The organism is Devosia pacifica (assembly GCF_014652635.1).
Lineage (GTDB): Bacteria > Pseudomonadota > Alphaproteobacteria > Rhizobiales > Devosiaceae > Devosia > Devosia pacifica.
On sequence record NZ_BMZE01000001.1, the window covers coordinates 150,941 to 163,489 of the forward strand.

A 12,549-nucleotide genomic window follows, 5' to 3' on the forward strand; every position below is an offset into this window, starting at 1 on the left:
AACCGGTGACTCGGATGGAAACCTCCGCTGGCAGCACATTGCCGGCCGATGAAGTCGAGCGGATCACGACCGATATGATTGCCGCCCTAAAGACCGTGTATGATCCTGAGATTCCGGTCGATATCTACGAGCTTGGCCTCATCTATAAGGTGGACCTCGATGATGACCGCAATGTCAGCATCGACATGACCCTGACGGCGCCCGGTTGCCCGGTGGCTGGTGAGATGCCGGGCTGGGTTGAAAACGCGGTGCGTGGCGTTGAGGGCATCCAGGATGTGCGGGTGAATATGGTCTTCGACCCGCCGTGGAACGCCGACATGATGAGCGAAGAAGCGCAGGTCGCTCTCAACTGGTGGTAGCCATGAAGCGTCCTGAGTTCGATGGCCTGGTTGAAACCTGTCTATACGTCTCTGACGTCGAACGCAGCCGTGATTTCTACGTGGAGATATTCGGCTTTGAGCCGCTCGGCGGCAATGACCGGATACAGCCGATGGCGGTTCGTCCTGGCCAGGTGCTGATTCTATTCCGTCGCGGCGGCACTCTCCAGCCTGTGCCAGTCGCAGGTAGCCATATCCCGCCGCATGACGGAAATGGGGAACAGCATTTCGCTTTCGGCATCCCGCTGGAGCGGGTCGACGATTGGAAATTGTACCTCGAAGGTCTAAATATAGAGATCGAAAGCGAGATCGCCTGGCCGCAGGGCGGACGAAGCCTTTACTTCCGCGACCCGGACCGCCTTCTCGTTGAACTGGTGACGCCGGGCCTTTGGAAAAACTACTAGGACACGCACAATGAGCTTCAAGATCATGACCCTCACCGATACCGCTGCAGAGCGGGTCGCCGAGATCATCGAAGATTCGGATGAGCCGGTTATCGGTGTGCGCGTCGGGGTGAAGAATGCCGGTTGCGCCGGTATGGCCTACACCATGAACTACGTCACCGAAGCGGTAGCGGGTGATGACCATGTGGAAGACAAGGGCGTGCACGTCTACGTCGACCCGAAGGCCACCTTGTTCTTGCTGGGCACTGTCATGGACTTCGAGGAGTCGAAGATGACGTCTGGCTTCACGTTCAAGAACCCGAACCAAACCGGTGAATGTGGGTGCGGTGAGAGCGTGCAGCTCAAGCAGGCGGACCTTAAGGCGCTTGCAGAGGCACGCGCCAGCTAGACCTAGAGAGTCACAGCGTTGCACCGGCGGCTTCGATGGCATAACACCGGGCCATCCTTTGCACGAGCTTGCCATGACCGATCTCCCCGCCGCTTTTGCCATCACTCCTGCGAAACACCCTTTGGTGGGACGCGTGACGCCGCCGGGATCAAAGTCCATCACCAATCGCGCCTTGCTATTGGCAGCGCTTGCTGAAGGAACGAGCCGTCTCTCGGGCGCCCTCAAGAGTAAAGACACAGACCTCATGGCGCGCGCGCTCAGGCAGATGGGCGTGACGGTAGAAGAGCCGGATGAAACCAGCTTTGTCGTAACCAGCAGCGGGCGGCTGCAGGTGCCTGCAGCCCCGCTCATGCTTGGAAACGCCGGGACCGCAACGCGATTTCTGACGGCTGCTGTAGCGACAGTCGATGGAGAAGTGGTGGTCGATGGCGACGAGCACATGCGCAAGCGCCCTATCGCGCCTTTGGTCGACGCCCTGTCCAAGGCCGGCGTCGACATCACGAGCCCATCTGGCTGTCCGCCGGTGACCGTACGCGGGACGGGAAGCTTCGCCAGCGGTCGAATAGAGATCGATGGAGGGCTTTCCAGTCAGTATGTGTCTGCGCTGCTGATGGCTGCGCCTCTTGCCGGTGAAGCGGTCGAGGTCGCGTTGACCGGCAACGACATTGGCGCCCGTGGCTATGTCGATCTGACGCTTGCCGCAATGCGGCAGTTCGGAGCGCAAGTCGAGGAGGTCGCGGGCGGCGCCTGGCGCGTTTCTCCGACCGGCTACCGAGCGACCGATTTCCAGATCGAACCCGACGCCTCAGCTGCGACTTACTTGTGGGGCGCCGAGGTGCTGACAGGGGGCGCCATCGACATTGGCGTGCCGGCTGAGGCATTTACGCAGCCCGATGCCGCAGCGTACGCCATGCTGCAGCAATTTCCCAATATGCCAGCGGTGATCGATGGCTCGCAGATGCAGGACGCAGTGCCCACTTTGGCAGTGGTGGCCGCATTCAACAATCAACCGGTTCGCTTCGTCGGCATCGCGAACTTGCGGGTCAAGGAATGCGACCGCGTCTCGGCGATCGCGAATGAGCTCTCACGAATACAGCCGGGCCTCTGCACCGAAGAGGGCGATGATCTGGTCATCGCCTCCGATCCTCGTCTGGCCGAGACATTGGCAAACAGGAATCATCGCGTACGTATCGAGACTTACGCCGATCACAGGATTGCAATGGCTTTCGCTTTGGCCGGCCTTCGCATCCCCGGGATCATCATTCTCGACCCCGCATGTGCCGGAAAGACCTATCCGGGGTACTGGAAGATGCTGCAGGAGCTTGGTGTCCGGCTGGAACCGGCTGAGCCGGCTCCAGCGGAAGTCGGCTAGGCTGGATCCGACTCCATCACCCGACTGGCATCGAAGCCTGCGCCACGCTCGAGCCATTCGGGCACCGGCAGGTTCTGCTCGCGCAGGAATGCCGGGTTGAACAGCTTTGATTGGTAGCGATTACCGTAGTCGCACAGAATCGTCACGATGGTCTTGCCGGGCCCCAGATCCTTGGCCATGCGCACGGCACCGGCAATGTTGATGCCACTCGACCCGCCGAGGCAAAGTCCCTCGTGCTCGAGCAGGTCGAACACGTAGGGCAGGGCCTCCGAATCTGGGATCTGGTAGGGCAGGTCGACATCAAGCCCTTCCAGGTTGGCTGTAATACGGCCCTGGCCGATGCCCTCGGTAATGGAATTGCCTGAGGACTGGAGTTCTCCATGGGCGTAGTAATTGTAGAGCGCTGCGCCTTCCGGGTCAGCCAGCCCGATTTTTACATCCTTGCTCCGCTCACGAAGCGCATGGGCAACGCCGGCGAGCGTGCCGCCTGAGCCGACGGCGCAGATGAAGCCATCGATGCGCCCATTAGTCTGGCTCCAAATCTCCGGGCCGGTGGTTTCGATATGGGCGCGTCGGTTCGAAGTGTTGTCGAATTGATTGGCCCACACGGCCCCGTTTGGCGACTCTTTGGCAAGCTGTTCGGCGATTCGGCCGGAAACGCGGATATAATTGTTCGGATGGCGATATGGCTTGGCGGGAACTTCAATCAGTTCGGCGCCATAGAGCCGCAGCGCGTCTTTCTTTTCCTGGCTCTGCGTTTCCGGAATAACGATCACCGATTTGAACCCGAGCGCATTCGCGACGAGCGTGAGGCCGATGCCGGTATTGCCTGCAGTGCCTTCGACGATCGTTCCGCCCGGCTTGAGCGCCCCGCTCTTGACTGCGTCGTGGATAATGAACAGTGCCGCGCGGTCCTTGACCGATTGCCCTGGGTTCAAGAACTCAGCCTTGCCCCATATTTCGCAATCCGTAAGTGCGGACACCCGGTTGAGCCGAACGAGCGGGGTGTTGCCGATTGCCGACAGGATGTCCTGATGTTTTTGCGCCATGTTTCTTTGCCGGTTTCAGTTTTGCAGGATGGTAGGGAGACGTGCCGCCCGCAGCAAGGTGAAAACCTTGTGCTCAGGCAAGGCTTTCCTTCCATGGCAGTGAAGGCGCAAGCGGCGTGCGCCAAGCACCAGGAATAAGATATCTGATGCCTAGAGGTCTCCCATCCTGTCAATCGCACGCTGGCGCGAAGTCTTAAGGTCGACGATTGGTCGGGGGTAGGTCTTGTCGAGCTCGACGCCGGCTTTTTTGAGCACGGACTCGGGCGCTTCGTGCGGGCGGTGAATATACTTGTCCGGAAGTTCCGCCAGTTCAGGCACCCAACGCCGGATATAGCCGCCCGACGGGTCAAACTTTTCACCCTGTGTGACGGGATTGAACACGCGAAAATAGGGGGAGGCGTCGAGGCCGCAGCCGGCCACCCACTGCCAGTTGCTGGGATTGTTGGCCGGGTCGGCGTCAACGAGGCAATCCCAGAACCAGCGCTCGCCGCGTTTCCAGTCGACGAGCAGGTTCTTGGTCAAGAGTGACGCGGTCAGCATGCGGATACGGTTGTGCATGCTGCCGGTCTGCCAGAGCTCGCGCATTCCAGCATCGACCATGGGCAGACCGGTTTCGCCGCGCGTCCATTTCTCAAAGCCTGCATCGGCATCGCGCCACCGCATGCTCTCGTATTTATCCTTCATCGGATGGTTGGCGATGTCGCGACGATAATAGAGCTGGGTGTAGTTGAAGTCTCGCCAAGCCAGTTCGGAAAGGAACGTGTCGATCGCATCAGAGCTTGCAGAATGATGAGCGGCATGGGACTTTGCGGCATACCAGACTTGTCGTGGCGTGATTTCCCCAAATCGTAAATGAGGGGACAGCTTCGACGTATGGGTCTTGGCAGGGCGATCCCGCCCGTCCGAGTAGTCATCGATCCGCTCGTCAAGGAACGACTTGAGGGCCGAGCGCGCGCCATCCTCGCCGATCGTCCAGTACTCAGAGAGCTTTTGAGCCCATTGGGGCTCTTTGTAGTCGGTATCGACCTTCTTGGGCTTGGCGTCCGGCGAACGAGCCCTCGGTGTGCCGAAAGGCTCGGAAATGTCGTGGCGCTGTCGGACGGCCTTCCAGAACGGGGTGAAGACGGAGTAGGGCTCGCCTTGCTTGGTTTCCACCTGCCATGGCTCGAGCAGGAGATGGCCAGCAAACGACTCAACTGTCAGACCACGCTTGCGGAACGTTTCTTTGACGCTTGCGTCTACTTCGCGCTCGTTTGGACCATAGCGCCGATTCCAAAAAAGCGCTTCGGCCCCAGTTTCCTCGAGAACACGACCGAGAACCTCTTCCGCGTTGCCGGATTCGACGCGTAATTCGACGCCCAGTCTTATGAGGTCGGCGGCGAGGGCGTTCAGGCTATGGTGGAGCCACCAGCGCGCCGCGCCGGTTATTTCGCGCGGCCCTTCGCTCTCGTGAATATAGATCGCGACCACTCGATCGGCTTTGCTCAGCGCTTCTTGGAGCGCTTGATTATCCCTTATCCGAAGATCAGTCCTGAACCAGACCAGCGCAGTGGAATCCGACATTCACCCTCCAGAGCCGTATAGGCGGAACGACAGGAATGCTGCCTCCGCCGGACGGTTCGGGAACGTACGCGCCAAGGCGGTGGTTCACTCGATCAGGTCGGCCAGATGGGCAAGGGCGCTATCCCACGCTTCCATCGAGAAGATCCGGGACTCGGGGTCGGCGTGGCTGGCCCCGCGCTCCACTAGCTTGATCTCTGTCCGGGCGTCGTCGACCCCACGAAAGGTAATGTCGAGAACGAAGATCGTCTCGTTCTCATCACCAGGCGCGGTGTAAATCCACGACATCGACAGGCGCTGATTCTCCTCGAAAATCAGGTACTCGCCCTTGATAACGTGTTCGCCGGGCGTCTCTTCGTCACCTTCGATCGTGTAGCGGTAATGGCCGCCGGTGAACGGCTCCACCTCAACCTCGTCGGCTTGCCACTGCTCGAGAATCGCCGGGTCTGTCCAGGCGGCGAAAATGTCTTCGACAGGCGCATCAATCGTCCGAGTCAGCGTGATTTCGCTCTCGCTTTCGGTGGGATCGAGGGTCATGACGTCCTCTTGCTGTTGCGCTGCCATCGCTCTCGTGGCCGGCAGACGTTTTTTTCCACAGAAGCGCAACGCATGCCGCACAAAACGGTCACTCGCTCGAATACCACTAATCTGGGAAGGAGATTGGCTCCGCGAGTAGGACTCGAACCTACGACCCGACGGTTAACAGCCGTCTGCTCTACCAACTGAGCTATCGCGGAATGCCTTTTGTGGCCCCCTCAACGAGGGCGAGGTCCGTTTAGCGAAGTTGGCTGGATTTGCCAAGCCCCGTTTGTGACTTTCTCGTTATGGCGCAGTTATCCACAATCTCGTTGCGCCGCCAGAAGATCGGCCAGGGTGTTGATGTTGCGGAAGGGATTTCGCGGCAGGTGATCCCAATGGCTAACGGAAAATGCATTTACCTCGGCAAGCAAGTGCCGCGGTCCTTGCCCAGGAACGGCCTGTGCCAATGCGTGTTTGAGCACTTCGACGCGCCATGCGGCATGGGTTGGATAGCTTGTCCCTTTATAGTCCGCATAAGCTGCAGGCGAAGCCGCCAGCTGTTGGATCATCACGCTGGTGAAGTCGGGCGGCAAGAACGGTGCGTCACAAGAGCAGCAGATAATGGCGCGAGTTGACGGCTGGTGAGCTGCAAGCCAGCGCATTGCCGCGTCCATTCCGGCCAGAGGCCCCCGAAGAATGGGTGATTGATCCGCGATCGATATCCAGCCATCCGGAACGTCTGTGGCTGCTGACGCCAGCGGACCCGAAGAAATCAGCCCAGCGTTCGATGGCAACGCACTGCAGACATGCTCAAGGAGCGGCTTGCCCTTGAGCCTTAAATCCGCCTTGCGAACGCCACCCAGACGAGCACCGCCTCCGCCGGCCAGCACCAGGAAAGTGGGGGCAGGGAAGTGTTCGCTCAATTCGTGATCGTTACGATCGGCAACCATTGCTGACAATTGCGCTTATCCAGAGGCGTGGGGCCGCAAAAAGGTTTGAACAATGAACACGAGATCATCACTTCTGGCGATAACCGCTGCTCTCACACTTGGCGTTTCGAGCGTCGCATGGGCCCAGGTATCTGTCGATGCCGACGCTGACGTCGGGGCCGACGTCGGCGGCGTGTCTGCCGATGTTGGCGCGGATGCCGGCGGAAGCCTGACGACGGACGATGACGATACCGACGATAATGACAACACCGATGGCGTCTCGGATGACGATGACGGTGCATCCGCAGGCGGTGGCACTTCGGACGACGATGCAATGTCGGGCGATGATTCTGACGACATGTCGGAAGATGACGATATGGATGACGAACAAAGCGACGACGGCGACGACGACGCCATGTCCGGCTCGGATGACAGTTGCGATGACGAATCCTTGGAATCGACGATCCGCATGTCGCAGAGTTTCGATCCGGCGATGCTCTCGGGCGAAATGACCGCGCAGATTGTAACGGTAGCGGATTGCGCCCAGGGTGGCGTGACAGCCGCACTGGGGACGAACGGAGCCACCCAGGTACAGCAGGAAATTGAAGAGAACCCAGAACTCCTGCAAATTCTTCAGGCGCGTGGATTGAATCAGTCCGATGTTCTCGGTGCCACCATTCAGGGCGACACCTTGGTCATCTATGCGCAGGATGACGACACCCTGCTCTCCAACTAGCCACAGCCACTAAGTAAAGGCTGCCATGGTGATGCCATGGCAGCCTTTGCATTAAGTTTGAGTGCTGAGGAGGAGATCTCTGACTTCCAGAGGTTTCTAGATATACCGTTACGCGTTGTGACGGACTTTTCGCGGCCGTCGGGTTCCTGGAACGGCAACTAGCAACAACAGAAGTGCGACCGCGAGCATCAGGATACCTCCTGCCGCTGCATACCCCAGAACTCCCACGACGCCACCAGCCAGAAAGCACAGCAATGTCGTCGCGTGCAGCAGGAACCGCGACCGCACGATTTGCTTCTCGTCCCGGCTTGTGGCGCCGCCAAACAGTATGGCGAGTTCGATTCCGAGATCGGTCGCAATCCCGGACACGTGGGTTGTCCGGACCCTGGCATTGGAAATTCTGGTGGTTGTCGCGTTCTGCAGACCCATAAGGAATGCCAGGCCCAGTACAAGGATTGGACCGCTGTGAATTTCAGGAAGCAGCAAGTCTGCAAGCCCGAGACTGCCGAGCAGAATACCTTCGAGCACTATGCTGAAAGCGTAAATCCCGCGAATGTGGCGCCGCCGCCCGGCCTCTATCAAGAGCGCTGACATGAACGAGCCCCCGATATAAGCGGCGAGCAGAGCGAGCATGACACCTGCAACCGACATGCTGCCCAGCGCCAGAGCATCCGACAGTGACGAAACATTGCCTGTCATATTCGCAGAGAAGTATCCGACGGCGTAGAAACCTGCGCCATTGACTGCACCCGCCACTGCCGCGAGCATTGCCGCAAGGCGAAGGTCAATACTGACGGTGCGGCTTTCGCCAGCGTGTACAAGCATGCAGTGCCCCCGGCAATTCAGACCGCGCAAAGCCGTCGCCAGCGAAGCGCGGTACTGCCTATTTTGCAACGGCTTGCCGCAGAGAGTGACCCCTTTGGCCTCGAATCCAGCATGTCGCAACCCGATACCCCACGGAGGGCTGCTAGATACCGACGATCGTTAGCGTGCGAAGAGTCGAGTGATGCTCCGATCTTAGGCTGTTTGCGCCTTAACGGTGTGAGCATTTTTTGCACACGCTCCTCAGATCATTATTCAGAACAATATTGACTTAATCGCGCAAAGCCCTGAGAAAGCGGGCGTGAGGCCACGTGGCGGAGTGGTTACGCAGCGGATTGCAAATCCGTGTACTCCGGTTCGATTCCGGACGTGGCCTCCAGTTCCCCACCCGCCATCTGTCTCGTCGCCATTTGCACGGCCGTGTCGATCGTGGGATTCTTGCCTTGGGCATTAAACCTGGGGTGCCCGGAACCGATCGGCGCGAGCCGCCTTGTCTCATTCGTTGACAAGGAGATACCCGTGACCGACCGCTTGAAGCTGCAAGATCCACGTACGCAATACCCGCAGCCGCCGTTTGCCGAACAGCCTCAGCAGCCACCAGGGCTCGCTTCGAAACTCGACCCGACACCGGATCACGGCGAAACCAGCTACCAGGGCTCCGGCAAGCTCGTCGGGCGCAAGGCACTGGTGACAGGGGCCGACAGCGGAATCGGTCGAGCCGCAGCCATCGCCTATGCGCGAGAGGGCGCGGACGTCGCGATTTCTTATCTTCCGAGCGAGGAGGCAGACGCCTCTGAGGTCGTTGAGCTGATCAAAGCCGAAGGCCGCAAGGCAATCGCGTTGCCGGGCGACGTGTGCGAGGAGGCGTGGTGCCGCGACCTGGTGAAGCAGGCAGTAGATGGCCTTGGTGGGCTCGACATACTCGTGATCAACGCAGGCCGGCAGCAATTTCATAACGAGATTGCCGAGGTCACGACCGAGGACTTCGATCGCACGATGAAGACAAACCTCTACGCCTTGCATTGGATCGTTCAGGCTGCCGAGCCGCACCTCGAGCCGGGCGCTGCAGTGATCACCACATCGTCGATCCAGGCCTATGAGCCTTCCGCCATCCTTCTCGATTATGCGACAACGAAGGCGGGGATCGCGGCCTACACGAAGGCGCTGTCGAAGCATCTGATAAAGAAGGGCGTGCGAGCCAATGTCATAGCGCCCGGTCCGTTCTGGACTGCCTTGCAGCCGAGCGGCGGTCAGCCGGACGAAAAGGTGACAAAGTTCGGTCAGCAGAGCGCATTTGGCCGCCCCGGACAGCCGGTTGAGATAGCGCCCTTTTATGTCCTCCTAGCCAGTCAGGAGGGCAGTTACATGACCGGCGAGGTGATTGGCGTCACGGGCGGTGCCGGAATCGCCTAACTCGTCTGAAGGGTCCTCCGGTCCTATCCGGAGGACCCTTCTATCCTACTTTACGACGAGGACCGGGATGGTGCTGTGCGTGAGCACCTCGGTCGCTTGGCTGCCCAGGAGCAGCCGGCCAAGCCCACGGCGTCCATGAGACGCTACGACGATCAGATCCGCGCCACATTGCTGCGCACTTTCGACAATGCCTTCTGCCGGATAGCGCTCAGCAACATGTTCTGTTGTGACCGTGAGCCCATGTCCTTCGGCCGATTTGCGCGCGTCAGCCAATAGATTTGTAGCGCTTGTGCCTTTCGCCTTGTTCAGTTCTGTCGGGTCGTACGCCGGTACCCAGGCAGCGGTGGTGGTGGCAGCTAGCGGCACGCTCGGCTCGGTGACTGTGACGATATGAACCGGCGCGCCGAGCTGCTTGGCGAGAGCGCAGCCATGCTCGAGGCCTTTTTGGGCGAGCTCTGAGCCGTCAGTGGCGATCAGGATTTTCTTGTACATGAGTGCCTCCTTGTAGTGCGCAAGCTACGCTGTATGAGGGCGCGCGTCTTGATGTAGATCAACACCGACACGCCTCACAATCGTTCCATCTTCGAAAGCGTGGCTCACGCACGTCTTGCGCCTGAAACATGCTCGCTATATTCACGTCCGTCATAGGGTGTGACTGCAAGAAGGCCGGACAGTTGGATTACGAACGCGCGCGCAGGGCCATGGTGGATAACCAGCTGCGCACCAATAACATCACAGATTGGCGTATTCTCAAGGCGATGAGCCTGGTGCCTCGCGAGCGGTTCCTGTCGCCAGAGCGCAAGCCGCTTGCTTATATCGACGACGTACAGTCGCTAGGGCCGCTCGAGTCTAAGCGTTTTCTGGCAGCTCCTGCTCCTTTTGCCCGGCTGATTCAGCTGGCTGATATCGCGTCGACTGACCGCGTCCTCGATATCGGTGCCGGAACCGGGTATTCCTGCGCCGTTCTCGCCCGGTTGGGGCACGACGTGACTGGGCTTGAAGCCGATGCTGCGCTCGCGGATGAGGCAAATCGTCACTTGAACGAACTCGGCGTAGAGAACGCAAAGGTTCTGCACGGTCGTATGCAGGACGCCCCGGAAGAAACCTTCGACGTGATCGTCATTGAGGGGTCAGTCGAGAAGGCGCCCGATATGGTGTTCCCGCGTCTTGCTGACGATGGGCGTCTGGTGTGTCTGATTGCTGGCAACGCGACGGGCGTTGCCCATGTCTATCGGCGTACCGGTGATAGCGTCGCGGGCCGGGCTGAGTTCAACCTTAGCCTTCCACCGCTAGAGGTCCTGCAGCGCGAGGAAGATTTCGTATTTTAATTATGCGTGTTGCGTCGATGGTACGCATTTGAATTAAAGCTATCTCAATGTCGCCGTTACATTGTCCACGTGTTGCCCTTGGCCGCATGCGGACCTAGGTTCCGGGGCATCTGGAGGCCAGAGAGATGAATTTGTATCGCGTTTTAGTCGCTGGCGCATTGGCGGCTGCCATGGCAGTGGTTCCCAGTTCTGCTCAGGCGGAATCCTTAGCGGAAGCACTTGCCAGCGCTTACCAGAACAACCCCGATATCGCTTCCGCTTTGCTCAGCGTGAAGTCGTCGGCTGAAGATATTGCATTGCGAAAGGCCGGTTTGCGGCCAACCATCGGCGCGTCCATCGACAGCACGTACAACTGGTCGGTGACCGAAGACGGGTATAACGACTCAACCAACGTGACCGGTGGGCTGAGTTATAACCAGACGCTGTTCGACAATTTCAGGACCGATGCTGAGATCGAGCAGGCGCGGGCTCTTGCAGATCTCAGCGAGCACGCACTGCGCAATGAAGAGCAAAATGTGCTGCTCTCCGTTGTAGAGTCGTACATGAACGTTATCCGCGATACGCAGCTTATAGAGCTTCGCCAGGACAACGTGGATTTCTACCAGGCGCAGGCCAACTCGGCCAACGATCGTCTCGAGGTAGGCGAGGGGACGCGAATAGAAGTCTCGCAGTCGCAGGCTCGTTTGGCGCAGGGGCGTGCCGCCTATCAGGCCGCTGTTTCGAGCCTCGCGACAAGCCGCGCGAGCTATCAGCGTTGGGTCGGTAGCCCGCCTCAAAATCTGTCCATCGCCCACGAATTCGACAATCTCATACCGGGCAGTCTTGATGCTGCCATTGCTTCGGCAGAAGAACGGCATCCCGCTATTCTCAGCGCGCGCGCGGCGATCAGGGCTGCTGAAGCCGGCTCGGATGCTGCGGAGGCCGCATTCGGGCCTACCCTCGACATGATTGGTTCGCTCTGCGCGATCGGATGTTTTGGCAGCACGCCAAATCCGCCGAACGGCGTGAGCGGATCCGTGCGTTTCTCACTATCGATCCCGATCTACGCGGGTGGTGCCTTGGGCGCCAGTGTCCGCAAGGCCAATATCCAGCAGGTGAAAAGCGAAGTCGACGCGATGTCGTCTTACGATCAGGTTCGTCAGGCCGTCATCAGTTCCTGGAGTGCCCTGCAGAACGCTACTGCGCAGATCACATCAGCCCGCGCTGCGGTGAGTGCCGGCGAAGAAGTCGTCTCTGGCGTTATTCAGGAGCGTGATCTCGGCCAGAGCACCACCCTCGACGTCCTGGATGCTCAGGCGGAATTGACGAGTGCCCGTGAACTGCTGATCGAGGCGCGGACCAGCCAGGTCATCGCGACTTTCACATTGATCGCGGCGATGGGACGCCTGTCTCCGGTCGATCTGGCGCTGCCGGTAACCGTCGATACCGGAGAAGGCTACGTCGCCAAGGTTGAAGATGTATGGCTGGAGCTGCGGTCGATCGACTAGCAGCATCGCTTCCGCCAAGTCTTTCGTGGCCGGCCTAGCGTCGGCCACATCTATTTTGGTGGAAACAACAGACAATCTTCCCGCAGAGATTCCGTCTTAAGGCTTCAGACGTTAAGGTGAATGCACGACGATTCGCGTTTAGCGCGCGGCATCTCGATGACTTCA

General features: G+C 59.3%; 14 protein-coding genes and 2 tRNA genes. 9 read left to right on the forward strand and 7 right to left on the reverse strand.

Features of this window, described 5'->3' with window-relative positions; genetic code table 11:
- Positions 1–14 precede the first annotated feature (14 nt).
- The 4 genes from IE127_RS00720 (at position 15) to IE127_RS00735 (ending at position 2,541) form a co-directional block, all read left to right on the forward strand.
- Positions 15–359, forward strand: coding sequence for an SUF system Fe-S cluster assembly protein (locus IE127_RS00720; protein ID WP_373297294.1), 345 nt, complete (start codon positions 15–17; stop codon positions 357–359).
- Between the two features lie 2 nt (positions 360–361).
- Positions 362–781, forward strand: coding sequence for a VOC family protein (locus tag IE127_RS00725; RefSeq protein ID WP_189422474.1), 420 nt, complete (start codon positions 362–364; stop codon positions 779–781).
- A 10-nt stretch (positions 782–791) separates the two neighbouring features.
- Entirely contained in the window at positions 792–1,169 is a 378-nt protein-coding gene (locus IE127_RS00730; protein WP_210310395.1) for a HesB/IscA family protein, read from the forward strand.
- Between the two features lie 73 nt (positions 1,170–1,242).
- Positions 1,243–2,541, forward strand: coding sequence for a 3-phosphoshikimate 1-carboxyvinyltransferase (locus tag IE127_RS00735; RefSeq protein ID WP_189422476.1), 1,299 nt, complete (start codon positions 1,243–1,245; stop codon positions 2,539–2,541).
- Here the strand turns inward: IE127_RS00735 and IE127_RS00740 are convergent.
- The 5 genes from IE127_RS00740 to mobA form a co-directional block, all read right to left on the reverse strand.
- Positions 2,538–3,590, reverse strand: a complete 1,053-nt coding sequence (locus IE127_RS00740; protein ID WP_189422478.1) for a cysteine synthase A — start codon at positions 3,588–3,590, stop codon at positions 2,538–2,540. The genes IE127_RS00735 and IE127_RS00740 overlap by 4 nt on opposite strands.
- 150 nt (positions 3,591–3,740) lie before the next feature.
- A complete protein-coding gene (locus IE127_RS00745; RefSeq protein WP_189422480.1) occupies positions 3,741–5,153 on the reverse strand; it encodes a cryptochrome/photolyase family protein in 1,413 nt (470 codons plus the stop codon).
- Positions 5,154–5,237: 84 nt separating this feature from the next.
- Positions 5,238–5,687, reverse strand: a complete 450-nt coding sequence (locus IE127_RS00750) for an SRPBCC family protein (RefSeq protein ID WP_189422482.1) — start codon at positions 5,685–5,687, stop codon at positions 5,238–5,240.
- A 124-nt stretch (positions 5,688–5,811) separates the two neighbouring features.
- Positions 5,812–5,887: transfer RNA gene (locus IE127_RS00755), tRNA-Asn, on the reverse strand.
- 96 nt (positions 5,888–5,983) lie between these two features.
- Positions 5,984–6,619, reverse strand: coding sequence for a molybdenum cofactor guanylyltransferase (gene mobA, locus IE127_RS00760; RefSeq protein ID WP_244639974.1), 636 nt, complete (start codon positions 6,617–6,619; stop codon positions 5,984–5,986).
- Between the two features lie 52 nt (positions 6,620–6,671).
- Between mobA and IE127_RS00765 the strand changes: the two genes are divergently transcribed.
- Positions 6,672–7,334, forward strand: coding sequence for a hypothetical protein (locus IE127_RS00765; RefSeq protein WP_189422485.1), 663 nt, complete (start codon positions 6,672–6,674; stop codon positions 7,332–7,334).
- 108 nt (positions 7,335–7,442) lie between these two features.
- Here IE127_RS00765 and IE127_RS00770 read toward each other — a convergent pair whose 3' ends face one another.
- Positions 7,443–8,159 carry a YoaK family protein gene (locus IE127_RS00770; protein ID WP_189422486.1) on the reverse strand — a complete coding sequence of 239 codons (717 nt, stop codon included), beginning with the start codon at positions 8,157–8,159 and terminating at the stop codon, positions 7,443–7,445.
- Positions 8,160–8,461: 302 nt separating this feature from the next.
- Here IE127_RS00770 and IE127_RS00775 point away from each other — a divergent pair.
- Both IE127_RS00775 and IE127_RS00780 read left to right on the forward strand, forming a co-directional pair.
- A tRNA-Cys gene (locus IE127_RS00775) sits at positions 8,462–8,535 on the forward strand.
- Positions 8,536–8,675: 140 nt separating this feature from the next.
- Positions 8,676–9,569, forward strand: a complete 894-nt coding sequence (locus IE127_RS00780) for an SDR family oxidoreductase (RefSeq protein WP_189422487.1) — start codon at positions 8,676–8,678, stop codon at positions 9,567–9,569.
- 45 nt (positions 9,570–9,614) lie between these two features.
- Here IE127_RS00780 and IE127_RS00785 read toward each other — a convergent pair whose 3' ends face one another.
- Positions 9,615–10,061 (reverse strand): universal stress protein, encoded by a 447-nt coding sequence (locus IE127_RS00785; RefSeq protein WP_189422489.1) that lies wholly within the window; start codon positions 10,059–10,061, stop codon positions 9,615–9,617.
- A gap of 182 nt (positions 10,062–10,243) precedes the next feature.
- Between IE127_RS00785 and IE127_RS00790 the strand changes: the two genes are divergently transcribed.
- Complete coding sequence (locus IE127_RS00790) at positions 10,244–10,897, forward strand: protein-L-isoaspartate O-methyltransferase family protein (protein WP_189422490.1); 654 nt, start codon at positions 10,244–10,246, stop codon at positions 10,895–10,897.
- Positions 10,898–11,067: 170 nt separating this feature from the next.
- The gene (locus IE127_RS00795; RefSeq protein WP_189422492.1) at positions 11,068–12,384 is read left to right on the forward strand and encodes a TolC family outer membrane protein; all 1,317 of its coding nucleotides are present in this window, start codon (positions 11,068–11,070) and stop codon (positions 12,382–12,384) included.
- The last annotated feature ends 165 nt before the right edge of the window (positions 12,385–12,549 follow it).

Bases quoted from the DNA above. Each gene is read 5' to 3' on its own strand.
- IE127_RS00720 (WP_373297294.1), top strand. From the start codon at position 15: ATGGAAACCTCCGCTGGCAGCACATTGCCGGCCGATGAAGTCGAGCGG.
- IE127_RS00725 (WP_189422474.1), top strand. From the start codon at position 362: ATGAAGCGTCCTGAGTTCGATGGCCTGGTTGAAACCTGTCTATACGTC.
- IE127_RS00730 (WP_210310395.1), top strand. From the start codon at position 792: ATGAGCTTCAAGATCATGACCCTCACCGATACCGCTGCAGAGCGGGTC.
- IE127_RS00735 (WP_189422476.1), top strand. From the start codon at position 1,243: ATGACCGATCTCCCCGCCGCTTTTGCCATCACTCCTGCGAAACACCCT.
- IE127_RS00740 (WP_189422478.1), bottom strand. From the start codon at position 3,590: ATGGCGCAAAAACATCAGGACATCCTGTCGGCAATCGGCAACACCCCG.
- IE127_RS00745 (WP_189422480.1), bottom strand. From the start codon at position 5,153: ATGTCGGATTCCACTGCGCTGGTCTGGTTCAGGACTGATCTTCGGATA.
- IE127_RS00750 (WP_189422482.1), bottom strand. From the start codon at position 5,687: ATGACCCTCGATCCCACCGAAAGCGAGAGCGAAATCACGCTGACTCGG.
- mobA (WP_244639974.1), bottom strand. From the start codon at position 6,619: ATGGTTGCCGATCGTAACGATCACGAATTGAGCGAACACTTCCCTGCC.
- IE127_RS00765 (WP_189422485.1), top strand. From the start codon at position 6,672: ATGAACACGAGATCATCACTTCTGGCGATAACCGCTGCTCTCACACTT.
- IE127_RS00770 (WP_189422486.1), bottom strand. From the start codon at position 8,159: ATGCTTGTACACGCTGGCGAAAGCCGCACCGTCAGTATTGACCTTCGC.
- IE127_RS00785 (WP_189422489.1), bottom strand. From the start codon at position 10,061: ATGTACAAGAAAATCCTGATCGCCACTGACGGCTCAGAGCTCGCCCAA.
- IE127_RS00795 (WP_189422492.1), top strand. From the start codon at position 11,068: ATGGCAGTGGTTCCCAGTTCTGCTCAGGCGGAATCCTTAGCGGAAGCA.